Genomic DNA, 19,951 nt, shown 5'->3' on the forward strand with positions numbered 1-19,951 from the left:
GGGACTACGAGCTATGTCGACGACCGAATCGTCATCCGCGGCTGCGACCAGCGACAATACGCAAGCGATTCTCGCCAAGGCCCGCGCCAGCGCCCAGCCAAGCGACAAGCCGACCCCCAAGTCGAAAAGCTTCGCTTCCCGCGCCTGGGGCGAAGCGCTTAAGCTGATTCGTCGCATCCACCTTTACTCTGGCATCTTCATGCTGCCATGGGTCTTGCTGTACGGTTTCACCGGCTGGTTCTTCAACCATCCCGGCTACTTTACCGGCGATCAGGTCCAGTCATTCCAGGCGGCGGAGGTTGCCGACGGTCAATTGGCGTCGCTTCCCAAGGCGGACGTGATGGCGGCTCAAATCGTGGAAGAATTGAATGTCGAGTCGTTCCTGGTCGATGGTCCGGAGATCAAGCTGACCGACAGTCGCCCGGCCGAGTTCAGCGGCTTCCTGACGTTTAACGTTGCAGCCGACGGCGCTAACCATTCGGTTTCGATTGATCCAGTCTCGGGCGCCGGCGAAGTTCGCACGAACTTCATTACGCCGGAGATCGAGGAATCGGCCGATACGCCGCCAACCAATCCGCTGCAAGATGTTCGCTCGGTGACGATTCGGGACAACGCCCTGACGAAAGCCCAAGATGCGACGCCACAAGTGCTAACCGACTTGGGACTCGCTTCCGGCAGTGCGATTGCCGGACGACGGTCGCCGAGTTTGGTCTTTTCCGCAGAGGTCGACGGCGTTCCGACCATCGTGACCTGCAACCTCGGCAACGGGGGAGTGACGGCGCTGCGAGAAGACTCGCGACCGTCGATCGAAACGAAGAGCTTTCTCCAACGACTTCACTTGGCCCGCAGCTATTCTCCCCATTGGAACGTCCGCTGGTTCTGGGCGGCGATGGTCGACCTGATGTTTCTGTCGATGGTCTTCTGGGGAATCTCGGGCGTCTTGATGTGGTGGCAGATCAAACGTACGCGACTGTGGGGAACCGGCTTTCTAGTCGCCAGCGTCGTCTGCGCCACGCTGCTGATGGTCGGAATGCATGACAGCCTGACGACGGGTGGAGGGCGCGGAGGCCGTGGCGGCGGCGGAAGCGGTCGTCCCGCTGGCGGCGGAGGACGCGCCGAAGCGGTTCAAGTCGAAGTCGACGAGGTCGCAACCGCCCGCTAGTCGCCGCCTCTCAATACCTCGATCACAAAACAAACTAGGGAATAGCCAAATGCACAACTCGATCTACCTGACGCTCGCGATCTTGCTGACTTGTTGCTCGCTCGTCTCCGCTGCGGACGCTTCGGAAAGCGGCGACGAACTAGTGACGCCGGTCGTCGAACAAGGCTTCGCCACCCTGGACGACGATCGTGATGGCGCCGTTTCGCTGCTGGAAATGATCAAGGCGGTTCGCCCACTCGGCTTTGGCGCCCAGGAAGCGGCCGCCGCCTCACCGCGCGGACGTGGACGGGGCGGCAACCGCGGCGGTGGCGCCAGTGGCGGTGAGGGGGAAAGCCGCGGAGCTGGAAATCGCGGCGGCCGCGGCGGATTTGATCCAGCAGATCGCTTCAAGTCGTTCGATCAGGATGGCGACGGCGTGTTGCAGGGCGCCGAGATCAACGCTCGACTAACCGGGTCAAAATATGCCGAGGATGGCAAAGTGACGCTCGACGAATTCCAGGCCGCCTTTGAAGAGATGCGCAGCCAGATGGCGGCGGGCGGTGGACACAACCACGGCAACGGTCACAGTCATGGTGGTGAAGGGGGAAGGGGAGGTCGCGGCGGCAGTCCGACAGCGACCACGTCCGAGGACGCCGCTTTGCTCGTGTCGTTCGACATCGATCGCGATCGGAAAATCACACTGACGGAAATTCGCACGGCACTAAAAAACGAGGCCGAGCGACTGATGGAGTTGCGAATGGGGGCAGACAAGGATGGCGACGGCAAGATCAGCATTTTTGAAGTCGCCGGTTCGCTCGAGGCGGAAGAGGGAACGCAACTTGACGAGGAAGGGCTCGATCGTCGTTCGCGAATGACGTTCGCCCGCGAAGACGCCGATCAGGATGGCTTCGTTTCCGCAGCCGAGATTCGTGCGCAAGTCGACGCTCAACTGCGCAATCGCGCCACGGCCCTCGGCTATTGCTTGCTGGCCGCCAAAGTTGATGCGGATGGCGACAAGCAAGTCTCGGCCGTAGAAGCGGGCAAGCTCCAAGACAAGGAACTGATCGAGTTGCTTCGGATTACGGAGGACCAGCCGCTTGATCTCGCTTCGTTCTACGCAACGACGCTGCGGCGGCTGTCGCGTCGCCGATAGTTCCATCACTTACCAGTCGGCAGAGATCGGGCGCAAGTTCTGGCGCCCTGTTTTTGTCCTTGCGACTACCCAGGATCGGCCTTCACCGGCAACTCCATCTGAAAGTTGATCAACCGCTCTTCTCCCAGGGCAACCTGCTGCCGCTTAACGACGCGAAACCCTTTCTTCTCGAAGACGGGTCGCGCGCAGAGAGACGCCTCGACAAAGGCTCGCGGCAGGCCGGCTTCGATACATTTCTCGATCGCCACGTCGATCAGCGCCGAGGCGACGCCTTGACGGCCTGCGTCGGGATGGACGTACATGCAGTCGATGTGCCCGTCGTCATCCAGTTCGAGAAATCCCACAACGCGCCCGTTGCGAACGTAGACGTAGGGACGTTTTCGCTCACACCGCTTGCGCCAATGTTCAAGATTCGGCGCCTTGTCGCTCCAGGCGGCGCACTGCGCCGGCGTGTAGACTTCACACGCGACCTCGTGAATCGCCCGAGTGAAGATTTCGGCGATCGCGGGATGGTCTCCCGGCTGATACCTGCGAATCATGAACTTCCTGCACGGTCGAGTGGCGAACGTTTGGAGCGTTTTTCTGATAGCTGTCGCGTTTCTGGCGTTAGTGAGGCGAGCTGGTCAAGGCGACCGAAGCAGGCGAATCCTCAAGATTCGTCGATGCAGGTCAACGCCGACCAGCGCGGCCGCAACCAGCCAGAACGATACAGATGGAGGAAAACCGCTCTAGTCGGCGTTCTTCCGCTGGCTGGCTTGCTTCTGAATCCAATGAATACGGGCGACGTCACCCATGTAACTGTTGATCGCCCCTTGGGCGGTCTTCTGCAAGTCGGCGTCGGCCGCCTGTTTCAAAAACGGCGTCGCCTTGGCCTCCTCGCCGATCGCTTCGTAATAGAGCCCCAAATAAAGAGCGGCGTAGAAGCGGCGTCCGGCTCGCATCGCTGCGGTCGCTTCGCCCGCTTCGACCTCTTTCAAGATCTCCGCTTCGGTCGCCTGGCCGCGATAAAAGCGATGGAGCGTCATCATCGGCGCCCGACCATCCCCTTCGATCGGCAATAACTCGGCTTTGGCTTTCTCGACGCCGTCGGCTTGCGCCATGCACAAGAACCGCCAAGCGGCGTTCTCCACATCGTTGCTGAGATACTTTTGATAGAGCGCGAATTGATCGGCGCCCTCTTGATAACGTTCCGCATAGTAGAGCGTGATGCCCCGCTCCCACAGCTTCGGCTTCTCACGGGGAAAGAGCTGGGCGTATTTGTCGAAATCGGCGGCTGACTCGGCGATCTTGCCGAGCCGAAACTGTTCACGACCGCGCAGATAGTAAAGAAACGTCACGGCATCCGACTGCGGCTCTTGCTGGAGGGCCTGCGTCGCCAGCGAGACCGCCTTGGCGCTCTCGCCGCTGGCTGCGGCAGTGCGAGCCTCCAGCGCAAGCTCGACCGCTTTCCCTTCCTGGGCGACCGCCGGGGAAGAGACCAGCAACAGCGACGTCAACAAGCAACCACGGATCAAGAGGAAACGCATCGAATAATTCCAAGCGAGAACCAGCGACAGCCAGAGTCAGCTCTTCCATTCTTCCAATTTCCTGACCGCGTTGTCAATCAACCGCTGAATTGGCTTGCGACGGACGCGCGACTGGGCCTCGTCGGACAAACACCAGCGACGACGGAATTCGTCGCGTCGCCGCCAAGCAGAATACTCGACATCGACCCGCAGTAAGTAGGCGTGAATATCGCCTGGGGCCTCATGGCGCGAAGTCGGAAACTGATCAATCGGCTCGGGAAAGCGAAACGAGCACTCCAGTCCCAGATCGGTAGCGAAAACGCGGAGCAGCTGCTCCAGATCGTCCGAATCGTAAGGCGTCGTATGAAATTCCCACCGCACTCCATTCGAATTGGAACTGAGACAAAACATGGGCCCCCGGTTCGTCATGCGGTAGGGGACCCCACACAGAAAAACTTGCTGCTCCGGCATTCCATCCCTTGGGGCGTAACTAGTCAGACTCTGGTTGGGAGTGATGCCACAAGAGTTAGTCGAACCACCCTACAAGGCCCCCTCCACAATAGTAATACGTATCTAATAATCTGGACAAGCGGGAGGTGAATTTTTCAGCAGTTCGCGCCCAAATCTTTCTGTTTTCTCTCCGTAATCGCCCTTTTAACGCAATAGATGGCGATCGATCTTTGCGCTCAATCGGCAATGCCGACGACGGTGCGGCTGGTCGGGTCGCAGTTTTCGGCGACCAAACCATCTCACAATGAAGAGCCATTCTCAAAATGAGACAACTTCTGCCGGCGGATGCCCCCGGAAAGACTGCGCCATCACCGCCCAAAAAGAAAACGCAAACCCTTTACCAGAAAAGATTTGCGATTACATCCAGTCTGCCTTTTGAAAATTTTTCCATCTTTGGCCTTCCGCTTGCTTATCCAGAGGGCAGGCAAACGCAAGGCGCCGTGCTCGCCGCCTCCGCTTGCTTAACTCCCCCCTCGTAATTTGCGATGAACGCATTAGTCCAGCGACCACTGGAAGGAACCCAAGACATGTTGATCCTCAGCCGTAAGATCGGAGAAACCATTCACGTAGGCGACAACGTCACCATCGTGATCAATCGAATCTCAGGCAATCGCGTGACCGTCGGTATCGATGCCCCGAATCAGGTCCGTATTTTGCGTGGCGAAGTCATGGAAGAAACGGACGAACATGCTTGTCTGGCCGAGACGATGCTGCTGTCAGGCACCCGTTGAAGCGGACCGCGGCCCAGCAGGCCGCAACCAACCGAGCAATCTCCAGACAAATGACCCGGCAGAGGTGGAAGCCGGGTCGTTTGCGTTCTTGCGGCCGCCGATCGATCTAACCGCCGGCAACCTGCCGCACGACGCCGACAGCCTGCGCTAGTTCCGCTTCGTTGCCCAGCAAGACCGGGTGATGCAGTGTGATCGTCCCCTCGGCCGCACGTCGCGCCTGCGACAAATCACCCACCTTGCGACACCACGCCGCCGGACGTTTGGCGAACCCGCGAAACCCGGCGGCGATCGCCACACCGCTCGCTTGTAGTTGAGTGCAGACCGCGGCTCGTGTTGCAGGATCGGCCAGCGTCCAACCAACCTTGTAGTAAACCGAGTAGCCGTCGCTGGGCGGCGGCGAGATCCACCCGGCTGAGTCGCGCATCGCTTCACGAAACTGCGAGACCGCTTTCCTGCGCTGGTCGTTCCGGGCGTCCAATTTGGCCAGCTGCGGCAGCAGCACAGCCGACTGCAGTTCGCTCAGCGGAAACGCATGGTTCCCGCGTTCACAATAGACGCGAGCCCGCTGCTGCAGATCGGCGCGTGAGGTGATGACGGCGCCGCCTCTTCCGGAAGTCAGTAGTTTGCTGCCGCCAAAACTAAGCGTGCCGACATCCCCCCAACTGCCCGCTTTCCGGCCGTCGATGATCGCCCCCGGCGATTGACAGGCATCTTCCACAACCTGCAACTGACGCCGCTGGGCGATCTCCATCACCGCGGGCATGTCAGCCAGATCGCCATGCAGGTGGGAAACGACGATTCCGCGCGTCTCGGGCGTGATCGCCGCTTCGATCTCGGCCACGTCGATCCGCCACCGATTCGCCTCGATATCAACGAGCGCCGGCCGCAGTCCGGCCGCTTGAATCGCCCGAAAGTTACCGGCGAAATCATACGCCGCCAGCAGCACCTCGGATCCTTCCGGCAAGTTCAACGAGCGCAGTGCGATCTCGACCGCGATCGTGCCCGACGCGCAGGTCAACGCATGCGGCGCCTCAAAGTAGTGCGACAGCTCCTCTTCCAGACGCGCAACGTGCGGTCCGTGGTACTTGCCCCAACTGCCATCAGCGTACGCGGCCAACAGGGCGACGCGTACGTCCTCATCTTTCAGCGGCCAGTCAGGCCCTAGCGGCGACTCCGATTCGCTCAACGGACCGACCACCACGCATCCAGCTTCGCTTGCAATCGCTTGACCAACTCGGGCTGCTCGGCAGCCAGGTTGGTCTCTTCGGTCGGATCGTTCACCACGTTGAACAGCTCAATCTTCTCGTTCGGTTCATTTGGGGCATACGGCACGATCAGCTTCCAAGGGCCTTCGATTACCCAGCGGAAACGCAAGCTCTTGACCGGGTCGTCCATCGCGCGGACGTCATGCTCAAATATCTCGCCGTAGATCGCGTCGCGGGCAGCGACCGCTTTGGCGTCAAGTAAGTCGATCCCTTCCATCTCGGGCTGCTTTTCGATTCCTACCGCAGTCAAGACCGTTGGCACGATGTCGATCGAACTGGCCAGTTCCGTCGAGTTGATTTGCGGCTTTGCGTGGCCGGGCCAACGGACCATGATCGGCGTCCGCACGCCCCCTTCGTACTGCGAGCGTTTCGATCGGGGAGCGTACTTGCTGGCGTCCTTCTGGTTGATCCAACCGTTGTCGCAGACGTAGATGACGATCGTGTTGTCGGCCAGATTCTCTTCATCCAGGAAGTCCATCAGCTGGCCGCAGGTCTCATCAAACCATTCGCACATCGCCCAATACTTGGCCATCGGCAAGCTGTCGGTCTTGTCGCGATACTTGGCTAACAATCGCTCTGGCGGCGTGTGCGGGGTATGCGGCATGAAGGGAGCATACCAGACGAAAAAAGGCTTGCCGTCTCCCTTCGCTTCTTTCATAAAGTCGAACACCGGCGCCATTCCCTTGCGGCCGATCGTCAAACCGGCGTCGCCATGGCGCCCGCCTCGTTTGATGTCGCCATGGGTCATCCCCTGGTCGAACCCGCCGCGCGAGAAGTTTCCTTCCCACCATTTGCCCGATTGATGCGAGACGTAGCCTTTCTCTTGTTTCAATATCTTGGCCAGCGACGGCATCTTGTCGATGTGCTGCAGGAAGTCGTTTCGCGTGCCGGTTTGATAGGGCGAAGACGGATCTCCCTTGGCCGACTTGGGCGGATCGTTGCCGACGATGCCGTGCTGATGCGGATAAAGGCCCGAGATGATCGTCGCTAGCGACGGCCGGCACAAGCTGTCCGGCACGTAGCCGCGGGTAAACGTCAGCGACTGCTTGGCCAACTTATCCAAGCACGGGGTCTGAATCGTCTCGTGCTCCATGAAACCATAGTCCGACCAGGCCTGATCGTCCGACAGGATCAAGACGACGTTGGGCGGGGTATCGGCTGCGGCGGCCCAGCTGCACAGCAGGGCGGCTAGCAGCAGCGAACGACAGCAATGATAGAAGTGCATGAAAAATCCTCATCGGGGTGGGAGGTTTGCCTTGACGTGGGGTGGGCAGAATTCGTATTGTCTCCCGACCAAACTACCGAGTCCAGTTCTCTTCTGGGATTTCCGCTAGAGATGGGGGGATAGCGGATCAATGCCAACGCCGCCGCATAACCGACAATTCGTTCGCTCATTGCTCGTCCTGGGCCTGTTCGCCTTGTTGCTGACTGCCACAGGATGCGCCGGCGATACCTTCATGTCGGTGCGCAAGTCGCCCCGCAATCCGCTGGCCGGGCAACTGCAGCTGCTCTCGCGACAAGGCCCGCAGGCGACCGAGCGCACCAAGCAACTGTTGCGTCAGTACGATCTCGAAAAATACGCCGAAGGAGATCATCGCGAGGCGCTTGATCAGCTCGCCAAAGAGCTCAAGCAAGAGCCGACCGCCGAAAAGACCTACGCCTTTGCGGAACTCTGCTATATCGCCGGCACGCGAGCCGAAGCGCTCGGCAAAAAGGCGACGGCGCTCGAACTGTTCGCCTCCTGTGCAGCCCACTCCTACTACTACCTGTTCGATCCCAACTTTGCCCGGCAAGATCACGTCTACGATCCGCAGTTCCGCGGCGCTTGCGACTTGTACAACGGCTCGCTCGAGTCGGCCCTGCGAATCGTCCGCGCCCAAGGCAAGTTGACGCCGGGCTCGGTCTATCGCATCACCACGCCGCAGCACGAGTTCCACGTAGCGCTGCAGCTTTCGGGACGCTGGAACCCAGAAGACTTCGACCATTTCGAGTTCGCCTCCGACTACGAAGTGAAAGGGCTCCGCAACCAGCATCGCCAATACGGCCTGGGCGTGCCGCTGATCGCCATCTGCAAAGGCGCCGACACCGGCAAGGCCGAAGACCGCTACCTGCCGCCGGGTCTCGCCTATCCGCTGACCGCCTTCCTCGAAGTCACGCCGCAAAAGCAAACGCAAGGCTCGGCCGTTCACTTCTGCAAGATCGAGCTTTACGATCCGCTGATGCAAAACGAGGTGCAGATCGGCGGCAGGACGACGCCGCTTGAAGCCGACATCAGCACGCCGCTCGCCTACTACCTCGACCAACCGCAGTTCCGCGACACCGATCTGGCGACCTGGGGCTTGCTATTGCCCGGGCACACCGAAGCGGTGCAGGGGCTCTACATGCTCGAACCGTACGATCCGCAAAAGATCCCGGTCGTCATGGTGCATGGCCTGTGGTCGAGCCCGATCACCTGGATGGAAATGTTCAACGATCTCCGCGCTCAGCCCGAGATCCGCGACAACTACCAGTTCTGGTTCTATCTCTATCCAACCGGCGAGCCGTTCTGGATCAGCGCGACGCAGTTCCGCCAAGATCTGCAGAAGGCCCGTGAAGATCTTGACCCGCAGCATCAAGCGCTCGCCCTCGATCAGACCGTACTGATTGGTCACAGCATGGGCGGCCTCATCTCGCGATGGCAAACCATCGATAGCCAGAAAGACTTCTGGGCGATGGTCACCGATCAGTCGCCGGAACAGTTGCAAGGATCCGAGCAAGACAAACAACAGCTGATGAGCATGCTCTTCTTCGAGCCTAGCCCATCGGTTCGTCAGGTGATCACCCTCGGCACGCCGCATCGCGGCAGCGACTTCGCCAATCCGACCACCAAATGGCTCGGTCGGCATTTGATCGCCCTGCCAGAGACCTTAACCGCCGCCGAAAAGCGTCTGAAAAACGCCAATCCGAACTTCTTCCGCGATGCCGAGATGTTGGCGGTCGCGACCAGCATCGACTCGCTGGCGCCAGACTCGCCGGTTCTGCCGAAGATCATCGAGGCGCCCAAAGCGCCGTGGGTCAAATACCACACGGTGATCGGGGTCGTCGATCAAGATACCTGGCTTGGCACCTTCGCCGGCAAGAGTGATGGGGTTGTGGAATACGCAAGCGCCCATTTGGAAGAGGCCGCTTCGGAATTGGTCGTTACTTCTGATCATGCGAATGTTCACCGACATCCACGCAGCATCCTGCGAGTCCGAAACATTCTACGAGACCATATCGAAGGACTACGTCAGGAGTATGTCGCCGCGACGCAGACAGGCGCTCCGCTACACCCAGCGTTTCCAAATTCCACTGTGATGCAAGCTGGGCATTCAGCGCCGCTTCCAAGTACCGCCCCTTCAGGCGGCTACGGCGGTCGGTCGATGTCCGAATCATTTCCCTTGACTCCGTCCAAGTAGAAACAAAAGCGATAAAGCGTCATGGCGACGCCTGGCATGCCCAACCAGGCGTCTTTGCGATCGAATTAGCGGTTGGCCATATATTCACGCATCGTCTGCAGCCGGGCTTTCGGACGCTCAAACTGCTGCGGTTCCTGCTGCGGCTCTTCGGCCGAGATCCGGAACGACAAGACCCGGTAATCGTCGCCGTTTTGCTGGGTGCTCAGAAAGGGATTCAGCCCGGTTTGGCTATCCTCGCTCGGCTGAGCGGCAGCCGACTGATCCGCATCGGCGACTTCCGTCTCCGTTTTGGGCAGTTCGCCGCGAACGACGCGAACGTCTTTGGGGGCCTCAATACCGACGCGAATCGAGTTGCCTTTCACCTTCAAGATAGTGATCACAACGTCGTCGCCAATCTGAATCTTTTCCTGTTGTTTCCGGGTCAAAACCAGCATCCTACACTCCTTTGCTTGGAAGAATCCTTGGGTAAGCGATTGCGAAGAGAATCATTGCATTTGCCATGCCAAAGACTATCCAACTTTTTCCGTTTCCATAAAAGTCATTTCCAGATAACAACTTACGCCATTTCTGGCCGGCGATAGAAACCTGGACAGTTGGTGTACATACTTACAAAATCGTTGCAGGATTTACCGAGCCGCGGCAGTCGAAGGTACAAAATGGCGGTCGAGTGGGGACCTGAGCGGAAAGTGGAAAGCGGAAAAATAGTAGCCCGACGCGCCAGCGAGGGAATGCGGCGTTCATGCCAATGACGAATGCCGAAACCAGAATGACGAATCGAATCCGAATGCCCGAATGACGAACCGGACCGGACGATTCTTGAATTCCCCGGGTGGCCCGACCAGTCTGCCAAGACTGGCTCACGTTGCGCAGCAACAAGATGCCTCACCATCCAGATGGCACAACAACATTCGTCTCCATCGCCCTCAATCTTCAGCCCCGCCAACATCTCAGGCCCAAAGGGCCGTTCCAACCTAGCCTGGGGCGCAGTCGCGCTTCGCGACGCAGCCCCAGGTTGGTGCGATTCAATCGATTGTTGACGCCGGACTGGACCGGTCCTCTTATTGGGTCGCCCCTCCGGGGCTTTTTGGGTGGGACTCGACTGTTTCGTGGATTCGTGCGGTTCGACGGGACTGAGGCTGTTTCCAATTTTCGCCGGATTGCGCAGCAACAAGATGCCTCACCATCCAGATGGCACAACAACATTCGTCTCCATCGCCCTCAATCTTCAGCCCCGCCAACATCCCAGGCCCGGAGGGCCGTCCCAACCTAGCCTGGGGCGCAGTCGCGCTTCGCGACGCAGCCCCAGGTTGGTGCGCGAAGTCCTTCGTTGACATTGGACTGGACCGTTTCTCTTATTGGGTCGCCCCTCCGGGGCTTGCGATCTTGGTGGCGACTTTTCCTAGGGCTGCGTCGCTGGCGCGACTTCGCCCTAGGCTAGGTTGGCGGCGCCCCTCCGGGGCTTTTTGGGTCGGACTGGACTTGTTCGTGGATTCGTGCGGTTCGACGGGACTGGACTGTTTTGATTTATCCGCAACCGGACTGGACTGTTTTGGTTTTTCCGCGATGGGACTCGCTGGCGACTCTTTCTGGTTCGTGGCGTTGTTGATGACTTGATCATCGTCATCGTTTGGCGGGGTCTTGGTCCGCATAGCGGACCCTACGGGTGGTTCTTGCAACTCGGGCGGACCGGACTGGACTGTTTCGTTTTTTGGGGTGGGTGGACTTTGTTCGGGGTGGTCGCTCGTGCTCTCGGCAGGCACGGCCTGCCCTACGCTGGATTGCCCTACGTTTTTCAACTGGAAGGTGGCGAAGCCGCTTCGCCGGGTGGGGGTTACTTTTTCGATTTCGCCGGCTTCTTCTAGCCGCTCCCACGCGGCCGCGAACATTGTGCCGTTCATCCCGGCATGTTCACGGACCGTTTGCTTCATCGCTCGGTCGGGGCCGAGGTTTTCGATCACGACGCGCAGTTTGGCGTCGTGCCGCTCGTCGCGGGTCATCGCTTCGCGGGCGGCTTGTTCGTTCTTCAGCGAATCGACAGTACGAACCTTCGTCGACCATCTGCGGCCGGCGGAATCATCGAGTCTTCCTTCCTCCACATCAACGCCCCACAGACTATCTTGCCCAGCGTCGCCGCCCACGGTCAGCCACAACTTGTGCTGCCCGCTGCCAAGTTCATAGCTTTGGCGGCGATTCACCAGCAGCCATTGCCGGGCCAAATCGTGACAGCCGGCGCTTTGCAAGTCGGTCACGTCGAGCGTTCGCGGGCGAATCGTCTTGCGCGTCGCGCAGCACAAAATCGGCGTCGCGCCGCACTCAAGACAACAGCGGATCATCGCCTGCAGGTGCAACGTGTGAGCCCGTTTTGTTTTGGCCGCGACGTCGAGCGGGTCGATCATCACCACTTCCAACTCGTACTTGCCGATCCACGCGCGCAACTGCCGCAGCTGTTTTTCAAGATTCGCGCTCGCCCCTTGCAGCGCGCAGACGAACCGGGGCGTCTCTTGTTTCTGTTTGCTCGTCATCCACCGCCGCGTTAAGTCGGTCAGCGCATGCTTCGCTTGCTCGCCGCTGAAGAAGCCGACGCGCACCTTGCGCTTGGTCGCAAATCGCCCCAAGAACTTTTCGCCCGTCGACAAGGCCGCCACCAGGTCGACCGCCAGCGACGTTTTCAAACATTTGCTCGGCCCGCAAATCACCGCCGGAGCGCCGCGCGAGAGCAGGCCGGGCACCAGCCAGTCGACTTCGTGCGGCGCTTCGAGCAATTCGACCGAGGTGAACTCTTGCAGCGGTTTGTTGGTCGAGTCAAACCGGTCGACCGCCGCCTCGATCATCGGATCAGGCACCGCGATCGGGAACATCCCTTGCCCTTGCAACAACTCCCGCAGCCGCTCGATCCGATCACTACGATTCATGATTTTGCCTCCCCAAAAAAGTTGAACGAGAAACCGGCCGGAATGAGAAACAGAGCCGATTGAGAAACAGGATCTGGTCTCTTTTTCGCGAGTAAGTTTTCCACACGCGCAGCACGCGACCGCGAAAAAGCGACCTGACCCTTTTTCGAATCGCGCAAGCAAACGCGCTGCCGTGGTCCGCACAGCGGACCCTACGAGTTATTTACGCTGCCTGCAGACACGGCTGGACAAGCCAGCAGTGGCACACGTTTCGTTACATTTCGTCATGTTTGATGGCCACGGCGAAGAGCGTCGCCAGGCCGGCGGGAAGAATCGACGGGCATCCGTCACCCATGTTGCGAGAGGCATTAGCCCAAAAGTCGAGCAATTTGTCAAACCAATTTTGACCCGAGAAAACAAGGGCGAAATCGCACAAAATCGTAGCCCGAGGCGCGAGCCGAGGGAATGCGGCGTCCATTTCAATGACGAATGTCGAATCAAATCCGAAGGTCCGAATGACGAACGTCATCAGGCCCGGAGGGCCGTTCCAACCTAGCCTGGGGCGTAGTCGCGCTTCGCGACGCAGCCCCAGGAACGGTGCACGAAATCAATCGTTGACGTTGGACCGGATTGGTCGCTCGTTAGGTTCGCCCCTCCGGGGCTTTCGATCAGGGTGGCGACGTTACCTAGGGCTGCGTCGCCTGGTGGGCGACTTCGCCCTAGGCTAGGTTGGCTTGCCCCTCCGGGGCGGAAGAAGGATGGGGATGTTGGTTGCAGGGCATGACGGATGGAGGCGTTGCTGAAGAGACAATCCGGATTGTGAGGCATCTTGTTGCTGCGCAACCCGGCCAGTCGAAAGCCGACGTGACCGGGCCACCCGGTTTGTTGTTCGTCATTCGTCATTGACCTTGCGGCCGCATTCCCTCGGCTTGCGCTGCGGGCTACAACGACGCCGCTTTCCGCACTATCGTTTTGGCTTCTTTGTTTTCTTGGCTTGCTTTTTTTTCAGTGTCGTGCGGCGTTTCTTCAGGCGATCACGTTCGAACTTATAATACTGGGCGAACATAAATTCGACATAGCCATCTGTTTCCTGCCAGGCCTCGCCCTGAGGTGGTGCCCGAAATGGAGGCGCGTCCGGGGCTTATAATGGCCGGTTCAGGAGACCGCCAGGATGAGCGCAAAAGCGAAGCGGAAACAGCCCCCGTCACGACGTCGCTTCACCGATGAATTCAAACGCGATGCGGTGCAGATGCTGCTGGACGGCCATTCGGCCGATTCGGTCGTCCAGCGGCTTGGCCTGTCAAGCACGAATTTACTCTACCGCTGGAAACGCGAGCAGTTGCGAGGCAGCGGCCCGGTCGCCGCTTCGCTGGAAAGCCGCGTGAAGGAATTGGAACTGGAGCTGAAACGTGTCGAGCGTGAGCGAGACGTGTTAAAAAAAGCGTTAGCTATTTTCAGCCGGAGCGATTGAGCGATCGGATCGCCGCGGCGGAACAGATCGTCGCCGAGAAGGTGGCGAGCGTACGCGAGGTTTGCGACTGCCTGGCGATTGGTCGCGCCGATTTTTACAAGCGGCGAAGCTTGCCCATTGCGACCAAGCGTCAGGCGACCGCCAACCTGACGCCGCTGGTGATCGACATTTTTTGGCGACATCGCAGACGCTATGGCACGCGAAGAATCGTCGACGAACTGAAGGATCTCGGCATTCCCGCGGCGCGTCGCACCGTGGCGAATATTCTGAAAAACCAGGGCTTAAAAGCGATTCAACCGAAATCATTCCAGCCGCGCACCACCGACAGTCGCCATTGTTTGGGCTACAGCCCGAACCTGTTGCTGGAAGAGTTTGTGCTGCGTGAAATAAATCAGCTGTGGGTCGCCGACATCACCTACGTGCCGCTCGCCGAAAAGCGTTTCGCTTACCTGGCGATGGTGATGGATCGTTTCTCGCGGCGATTAATCGGTTGGCGTTTTGAACTGTCGATGACGGAGGACTTGGTGATCGGAGCGTTAAGAGATGCGATCCGAATGCGGCGGCCGCCGCCTGACTTGATTCACCATAGCGATCGAGGAGGCCAGTACGCAGGGAAGCGGTTCCGATCGCTGCTGCGCCGCGCGTCGATTCGGCAAAGCATGAGCCGGGCCGCCGACTGCTACGACAACGCATTCATGGAATCTTGCTTCGGAACGATCAAGACGGAACTGGAAATGACCGAATACGAGGATGTGGGCGTTGGGGCGCGCGAGTTGGGAGAGTACTTTCGCTACTACAACTGCGACCGAAAGCACTCCAGCCTCGGCTACCAAACGCCAGTGCAATTCGAGAACAATCAGCCGTGCCGAAAATAAGCCCTCGGCGCGCCTTCATTTCGGGCACCACCTCACCCCATGTCTCGATGCAGACGCAAGCTTCTTCGACGCTTCCAAGTTGATAGCGATCTGGCCGAGGAATGGGGGCGTCGGACTGCATGACTTGGACGACATGCTCGTTGAACTTCAGCGCCTCCCTCATCGCCTCTTGGGCGGTTCGCGATTTCGCTCCCCCCAGGCGGAATTGCAGCAACGCATGCGAGTAGTACCAAAGGCCGGTCTCCTCCCCGTACTCGTCCATCACGTCAAGCGCTTCCAGGTTGCGATCGCCGCTGATCAGCATCGCGATCATGTCATATCGCACCCCTAGGTTGTCTCCTGGGTTCAGGTGCAACATTTCCTGATATTGGGCAATCGCGTCATTCGGCCGCCCGCAATCTTCCAGCGCATGCGCCAACCCATGACAGGCTCGCATAAAGGGGCGGGTTTCCAAGAGGCCCCAAAAATTCCCGACCTCGTGTTCCATGATCGCGCCCAGTTGCCGCCGGCCAGCGTCGGCCGCCTGCTGAAACGCGTCAAGCCGTCGCTCGGCATCGGTCATCCATTCGGCCAACAGGGTGAGCGACTCCACATGCTCGGGATCTTCTTGCAAAGCCTGACGGACCAATTGCAGGCGCCGCCGTCCATAGGAATCGATTGCCTGCCGGGCCTTGGCGGCGGCTCGATCGGCAGGCGTATCCATCGGATACTCAACCTCGTCAATCTCCCCGATAAACTTCTCGTTCAGCAGACGCTGCAATTCTTCGATCTCCAAGCCTTCGTTCTGCTCGATGAACTGCTGAGCTAACTGCTGCATGCCCTCAAGGCCGCGCGTCTCGGGCGCCATTCCCCGTCGGATCCACTCCTGCCGATCAGGCGGATCGATCAGGTTGGGAATCGAAAACTGGCAAACCGTTCGCTCGCCCAAAACCTCGACCGTTTTGGCCCATTTTCCCGCGTCGATTTCATCCTCGGTCGTCTCGGCCAAGGCCTGCAAGATTTCGGTTGCGGTGATTAATTCGGGAAGCGTCGGTTGCCGCGGAACCATTTGATCGAAGCCATAAAAGCTGGGAAACGCATCCCAGGTCTCGAGCGGCAAATCATGCCTTCGCCAGAATTCGGCGTCCTCGGCGTTGATTTCGTCGAATGGATCGTAGGCTACGCTCAAGACCGACACGCTTTCCATGCTAGCGCGCTGAGCCATCACATCGTAGTGGTCTTGTTCTTGGGCGTAGAAACCAATTCCGACGATCTCTCCTCCAGCACCCAGAATTACGCCATATCGCATCGACTCTGGTACCGTAGGAGAATCGAATCGGATGACGTCAACATCGTCGAGGTGATTCCAGAATTGGGCACGGAAGAAATTCGCGGCAGCCATTGCAAAGGCGCGCCATTGATCGAGATCGGCGCCGACTTCGATCATCTTGGGGGGCGAAGTTCCGCCCCCCATTTGCGCCGCAAAGTCGCTTGCGAAATCGGCGATCACTTCTTCCCACTCCGGCATCGAAGGCTGGTGCTCAACGACCAGTTCTGGAACCGCTAACTTTTTGTCGAGCGCGATCGCCAATTTTTTGTCGTGGCATTCGAGCCGCGCGGGGCGAAACGGAAACTCATGCAATTCAAAAAAAGCGAGCATGCTCTCTGCGAACTGATTGACGAAACTCGTCTGTGAGGCGGCGTTGGCGACAAACGGGGTGACGTTGATCAGGCCACTGGAACTGGAACGCCAAAGGGCGATGAACATCTCGTTGCCATCTTCATCGACGGGCGCGCCCATCGCCTCCGCCGCGTTGAGTACGCCCCCTTGCCAGATTTCTTCTGGATTGACGGGAAGAGCGGTAATCGGACGTAGTTCCGACTTGCGCATAGAAGTGCTCCTCGCAATTAGAGCGTATCGTGACGCTCCCCAAATAGAAAAACTAGCGAGGCGTCAAGAAAATAGAATCTATTGCTCGCATCCAAGATGTCGCGGAGTTCTCGTGCGTCCTATTCTCGCGAATTGTGGGCCATCCGCCAAGCTAGCTAGACCAACTTTTCTTTGCCATGCATCGTTTCGGTCCGACGTTGAGGCATCTTGTTGCTAACGGCCTGTTGAAAAATGCCCTCGTGGCATTTTCCAACCGCGCCAGGCTCGCATCCGTGCGATCACGCAGTCCGTCGAGAAAATCAACGGACTGCTAAGCAACCCGGCCAGTTCTGGCGAATGTGGCCGGGCCACCCTTGTTTGGGTTCGTCATTCGGGCTTCGACATTCGTCATTTACGTTGCGGCCGCATCTCCCTCGCTGGCGCTGCGGGCTACTATTTTTCCGCTTTTCTTAGATCGGCTCAACCAACCGGCCGGCTTGTTCGCCGCGGGGGTCGTACGTTTCGTATTCGGCGACGCGCCATTTGCCGTCCTCTTCTTTGATCAGGTCGAGGACGAGGAACGCGGCGAAGCGGTCTCCGCCGACGTAGGCGCCTGATTTGAGATGGCCCATCACGACGACGTTGAACTTGGCGTGGCAGTGAGTCTTCTGTGGATCGTGGAAGATCACTTCGATCGGTTGTTTGATGCTGACGCTGTCGATTTCGACCAGGTTCATGATCTGCCGGGCCCGTTGTTTCATTTGCGGGCGGATGTCGGACAGCACGTCCATCACGCGGGCCTCGTCGTTGCTTTGCAGCGCCGCGCCAAAGTACTGCACCGAGTCGCGGACCTTTTCGGTCGGTGTGACGACCGCCATTTCAATCAGCGCCGCGCAGCCGGCCAAGGCGAGCCAGAGGAAGAAGATCGGAATAAAGACCTTCTTACCGGTCTGCACCAGGCAGCCAGCGAGGATGGCGGCGCCAATGACGCCGACGACCAGAATCGTCGTTTGCTGTTCCAGCAGGATGTTCATGTCGACGTTCCTTCCCTTGGCGTTTGATTGATCGTCGTGTCGCCGCGTGATCCCCACCGCGTCCACCACAGCCGCGCCCAGCCGACGCTGACCAAAACCAACAGCACCAAGTACAGAGGCCGCAGGTCAATCAACGTATCGTCGGCCGACGAGATGGCGCCTTGCGGCGTATCTCCCTGACGGATTTGCTCGGCACGCTGGCGAGCCTGGTACTGTTTTTCGAGCGTCGCCTGGCGGGCGCCATATTTGGGCGCCATCACCAGTCCGCCGGCCAGGGCGCACATGGCGAACAGATAGAGCCAAAACCAGGGAGAATCGGCGATGGGGGGCTGCGAGGTTTCCATGAAGGTCGATTATACACGTGACGAGCAATTTCTGGTTGAAATTGCAGGCCCTCGATTGGCGCAGACCTGCAGGGCCGGATTGCCTACTCACAGACAAGAAATGCAAAAGGCGCCGATCCTGGGACCGGCGCCTGTTCGTTCTGTCACGACTGCTCGCGGCTTGAAGACTACTTGTTCTTCATCGCCGGGAAGATCGGGCCGCCGTATTGGGCGTTTTCGCCCAGTTCGGCTTCGATGCGGAGCAGTTGGTTGTACTTCGCCATGCGATCGCTACGCGAGGCCGAGCCGGTCTTGATTTGACCGCAGCCCAGGGCGACCGCCAGGTCGGCGATGAACGAGTCTTCGGTTTCGCCGCTGCGATGGCTCGAGATGCTGGTGTAACCGTTGTTGTGCGCCATGGCGATCGCGTTGATCGTTTCGGTCAAGGTGCCGATCTGGTTGACCTTGATCAGGATGCTGTTGGCGATCCCTTCTTTGATGCCGCGGGCCAGACGTTCGGTGTTGGTGACGAACAGGTCGTCGCCAACGAGTTGGACCTTGTCGCCGAGCTTTTCGGTCAGCAGTTTCCAACCTTCCCAGTCGTCTTCGTCGCAGCCATCTTCGATCGAAACGATCGGGTACTTCTCGGCCCAGTCAGCCAGGAAGTCGACCATCGCGGCCGAGTCGAACTCTTTGCCGTCCATCGTGTACTTCTTGGTTTCGCCGTTGTAGTACTCGCTCGATGCACAGTCGAGCGCGATGAAGATCTGTTCGCCCGGCTTGTAGCCAGCCTTCTCGATCGATTCCATGATCAGGTCGAGGGCTTCGATGTTGCTGCCCAGGTTGGGAGCGAAACCACCTTCGTCGCCGACGGCGGTGTTCAGGCCTTTGCCCTTGAGCACGCCCTTAAGGCTGTGGAAGACTTCGACGCCGGCCCGCAACGCGTCGCTGAAGTTGTCAAAGCCGAGCGGCATGACCATGAACTCTTGAACGTCGACGTTGTTGTCGGCGTGCGAGCCGCCATTGAGGATGTTCATCATCGGGGCGGGCAACATGCGAGCGCCGACGCCGCCCAAGTAGCGGTACAGCGGCAAGCCGGAGCTTTGCGCGGCGGCTTTGGCGACGGCCAGCGAAACGCCCAGGATGGCGTTGGCGCCCAGCTTGCTCTTGTTCGCCGTGCCGTCCAGTTCGATCATCTTGCGATCGATTTCGGTCTGGTTCAGCGCGTCTTCGCCCAGCAGCACTTCGGCCAAGACCGTGTTGACGTTTTCGACCGCCTTGGTGACGCCCTTGCCGACATAAACGCTCTTGTCGCCGTCACGCAGTTCGTTCGCTTCGTGGACGCCGGTGCTGGCTCCGCTCGGCACGGCGGCGCGGCCGACGGCGCCATCATCCAGGGTCACTTCGACTTCGACCGTCGGGTTGCCGCGGCTGTCGAGCACTTGCAGGCCACGAATGTCAACAATAAAGCTCATGGTTCTCTCTCGTTCTACAAGGGATGTCGCTGGAAGGGGGCTGCCGCTTGTCGGGCGCCGCACCTTTTCGGGGCCTAGAGACTCCAACGTCCCTAGAATTGGCTTACCATCGTTCGAATGGAGTCGCCATTTTGCCGCGCATAGTACGCATTGGCTAGGCAGTCGGGGCTTGGTTGAGGAAAAAATTAACTCGGGATACATTCATTAACTACGGACCGTCTGTAACCGAATGCTGACTCTCGCCGCTGCGCTGCGATTGCGGCGCTGTTTTTCCACCTTGTTCCTTCCAAA

Annotated in this window: 16 protein-coding genes and 1 pseudogene; 6 read left to right on the top strand and 11 right to left on the bottom strand. The window is 59.1% G+C overall.

Features of this window, described 5'->3' with window-relative positions; all coding sequences use genetic code 11:
* Nucleotides 1–13: 13 nt before the first annotated feature.
* Nucleotides 14–1,162, top strand: a complete 1,149-nt coding sequence (locus Enr8_RS16850) for a PepSY domain-containing protein (RefSeq protein WP_146433679.1) — start codon at nt 14–16, stop codon at nt 1,160–1,162.
* A 49-nt stretch (nt 1,163–1,211) separates the two neighbouring features.
* Nucleotides 1,212–2,294, top strand: a complete 1,083-nt coding sequence (locus Enr8_RS16855; RefSeq protein WP_146433681.1) for an EF-hand domain-containing protein — start codon at nt 1,212–1,214, stop codon at nt 2,292–2,294.
* A 65-nt stretch (nt 2,295–2,359) separates the two neighbouring features.
* Here Enr8_RS16855 and Enr8_RS16860 read toward each other — a convergent pair whose 3' ends face one another.
* The 3 genes from Enr8_RS16860 to Enr8_RS16870 form a co-directional block, all read right to left on the bottom strand.
* Nucleotides 2,360–2,833, bottom strand: coding sequence for a GNAT family N-acetyltransferase (locus tag Enr8_RS16860; protein ID WP_146433683.1), 474 nt, complete (start codon nt 2,831–2,833; stop codon nt 2,360–2,362).
* 189 nt (nt 2,834–3,022) lie between these two features.
* The gene (locus Enr8_RS16865; protein ID WP_146433685.1) at nt 3,023–3,820 is read right to left on the bottom strand and encodes a tetratricopeptide repeat protein; all 798 of its coding nucleotides are present in this window, start codon (nt 3,818–3,820) and stop codon (nt 3,023–3,025) included.
* 36 nt (nt 3,821–3,856) lie between these two features.
* Nucleotides 3,857–4,180, bottom strand: coding sequence for a hypothetical protein (locus Enr8_RS16870; RefSeq protein ID WP_146433687.1), 324 nt, complete (start codon nt 4,178–4,180; stop codon nt 3,857–3,859).
* Between the two features lie 614 nt (nt 4,181–4,794).
* On the opposite strand from Enr8_RS16870, the gene Enr8_RS16875 reads away from it, so the two are divergent.
* Entirely contained in the window at nt 4,795–5,040 is a 246-nt protein-coding gene (locus tag Enr8_RS16875) for a carbon storage regulator (RefSeq protein ID WP_246120132.1), read from the top strand.
* 106 nt (nt 5,041–5,146) lie between these two features.
* Here Enr8_RS16875 and Enr8_RS16880 read toward each other — a convergent pair whose 3' ends face one another.
* Both Enr8_RS16880 and Enr8_RS16885 read right to left on the bottom strand, forming a co-directional pair.
* Nucleotides 5,147–6,226, bottom strand: coding sequence for a DegT/DnrJ/EryC1/StrS family aminotransferase (locus Enr8_RS16880; RefSeq protein WP_186767712.1), 1,080 nt, complete (start codon nt 6,224–6,226; stop codon nt 5,147–5,149).
* Complete coding sequence (locus tag Enr8_RS16885; RefSeq protein WP_146433690.1) at nt 6,223–7,530, bottom strand: sulfatase family protein; 1,308 nt, start codon at nt 7,528–7,530, stop codon at nt 6,223–6,225. The genes Enr8_RS16880 and Enr8_RS16885 overlap by 4 nt, the downstream gene beginning before the upstream one ends.
* A gap of 130 nt (nt 7,531–7,660) precedes the next feature.
* On the opposite strand from Enr8_RS16885, the gene Enr8_RS16890 reads away from it, so the two are divergent.
* Complete coding sequence (locus Enr8_RS16890) at nt 7,661–9,742, top strand: esterase/lipase family protein (RefSeq protein ID WP_146433692.1); 2,082 nt, start codon at nt 7,661–7,663, stop codon at nt 9,740–9,742.
* A 65-nt stretch (nt 9,743–9,807) separates the two neighbouring features.
* Here Enr8_RS16890 and Enr8_RS26515 read toward each other — a convergent pair whose 3' ends face one another.
* Together Enr8_RS26515 and Enr8_RS16900 are read right to left on the bottom strand one after the other, a co-directional pair.
* Nucleotides 9,808–10,176, bottom strand: a complete 369-nt coding sequence (locus tag Enr8_RS26515; protein WP_146433694.1) for a carbon storage regulator — start codon at nt 10,174–10,176, stop codon at nt 9,808–9,810.
* Between the two features lie 918 nt (nt 10,177–11,094).
* On the bottom strand, nt 11,095–12,654 hold the full coding sequence (locus Enr8_RS16900) for an AAA family ATPase (RefSeq protein ID WP_146433696.1): 1,560 nt from the start codon (nt 12,652–12,654) through the stop codon (nt 11,095–11,097).
* A 1,150-nt stretch (nt 12,655–13,804) separates the two neighbouring features.
* Between Enr8_RS16900 and Enr8_RS16905 the strand changes: the two genes are divergently transcribed.
* Entirely contained in the window at nt 13,805–14,104 is a 300-nt protein-coding gene (locus Enr8_RS16905; RefSeq protein WP_246119990.1) for a transposase, read from the top strand.
* Entirely contained in the window at nt 14,101–14,979 is an 879-nt protein-coding gene (locus tag Enr8_RS16910; RefSeq protein WP_146430055.1) for an IS3 family transposase, read from the top strand. Before Enr8_RS16905 ends, Enr8_RS16910 begins: the two co-directional genes overlap by 4 nt.
* A gap of 982 nt (nt 14,980–15,961) precedes the next feature.
* Here the strand turns inward: Enr8_RS16910 and Enr8_RS26710 are convergent.
* From Enr8_RS26710 to eno, 4 genes and pseudogenes are all read right to left on the bottom strand, one after another.
* Nucleotides 15,962–16,849, bottom strand: a pseudogene (locus Enr8_RS26710) (DUF7309 domain-containing protein); the annotation flags it as partial.
* 449 nt (nt 16,850–17,298) lie between these two features.
* A complete protein-coding gene (locus Enr8_RS16915) occupies nt 17,299–17,862 on the bottom strand; it encodes a hypothetical protein (RefSeq protein WP_146433698.1) in 564 nt (187 codons plus the stop codon).
* Nucleotides 17,859–18,206, bottom strand: coding sequence for a hypothetical protein (locus tag Enr8_RS16920; protein WP_146433700.1), 348 nt, complete (start codon nt 18,204–18,206; stop codon nt 17,859–17,861). Before Enr8_RS16920 ends, Enr8_RS16915 begins: the two co-directional genes overlap by 4 nt.
* Before the next feature lie 167 nt (nt 18,207–18,373).
* Complete coding sequence (gene eno, locus Enr8_RS16925; protein ID WP_146433702.1) at nt 18,374–19,660, bottom strand: phosphopyruvate hydratase; 1,287 nt, start codon at nt 19,658–19,660, stop codon at nt 18,374–18,376.
* Nucleotides 19,661–19,951 lie beyond the last annotated feature (291 nt).

Origin of the sequence: Blastopirellula retiformator (assembly GCF_007859755.1) — a bacterium.
Taxonomy (GTDB): Bacteria; Planctomycetota; Planctomycetia; order Pirellulales; family Pirellulaceae; genus Blastopirellula; species Blastopirellula retiformator.

Excerpts from the sequence above, each read along its gene's own strand:
- Enr8_RS16850 (WP_146433679.1), top strand. The coding sequence starts at position 14 with ATGTCGACGACCGAATCGTCATCCGCGGCTGCGACCAGCGACAATACG.
- Enr8_RS16855 (WP_146433681.1), top strand. The coding sequence starts at position 1,212 with ATGCACAACTCGATCTACCTGACGCTCGCGATCTTGCTGACTTGTTGC.
- Enr8_RS16860 (WP_146433683.1), bottom strand. The coding sequence starts at position 2,833 with ATGATTCGCAGGTATCAGCCGGGAGACCATCCCGCGATCGCCGAAATC.
- Enr8_RS16865 (WP_146433685.1), bottom strand. The coding sequence starts at position 3,820 with ATGCGTTTCCTCTTGATCCGTGGTTGCTTGTTGACGTCGCTGTTGCTG.
- Enr8_RS16875 (WP_246120132.1), top strand. The coding sequence starts at position 4,795 with ATGAACGCATTAGTCCAGCGACCACTGGAAGGAACCCAAGACATGTTG.
- Enr8_RS16885 (WP_146433690.1), bottom strand. The coding sequence starts at position 7,530 with ATGCACTTCTATCATTGCTGTCGTTCGCTGCTGCTAGCCGCCCTGCTG.
- Enr8_RS16890 (WP_146433692.1), top strand. The coding sequence starts at position 7,661 with ATGCCAACGCCGCCGCATAACCGACAATTCGTTCGCTCATTGCTCGTC.
- Enr8_RS26515 (WP_146433694.1), bottom strand. The coding sequence starts at position 10,176 with ATGCTGGTTTTGACCCGGAAACAACAGGAAAAGATTCAGATTGGCGAC.
- Enr8_RS16900 (WP_146433696.1), bottom strand. The coding sequence starts at position 12,654 with ATGAATCGTAGTGATCGGATCGAGCGGCTGCGGGAGTTGTTGCAAGGG.
- Enr8_RS16905 (WP_246119990.1), top strand. The coding sequence starts at position 13,805 with ATGAGCGCAAAAGCGAAGCGGAAACAGCCCCCGTCACGACGTCGCTTC.
- Enr8_RS16915 (WP_146433698.1), bottom strand. The coding sequence starts at position 17,862 with ATGAACATCCTGCTGGAACAGCAAACGACGATTCTGGTCGTCGGCGTC.
- Enr8_RS16920 (WP_146433700.1), bottom strand. The coding sequence starts at position 18,206 with ATGGAAACCTCGCAGCCCCCCATCGCCGATTCTCCCTGGTTTTGGCTC.
- eno (WP_146433702.1), bottom strand. The coding sequence starts at position 19,660 with ATGAGCTTTATTGTTGACATTCGTGGCCTGCAAGTGCTCGACAGCCGC.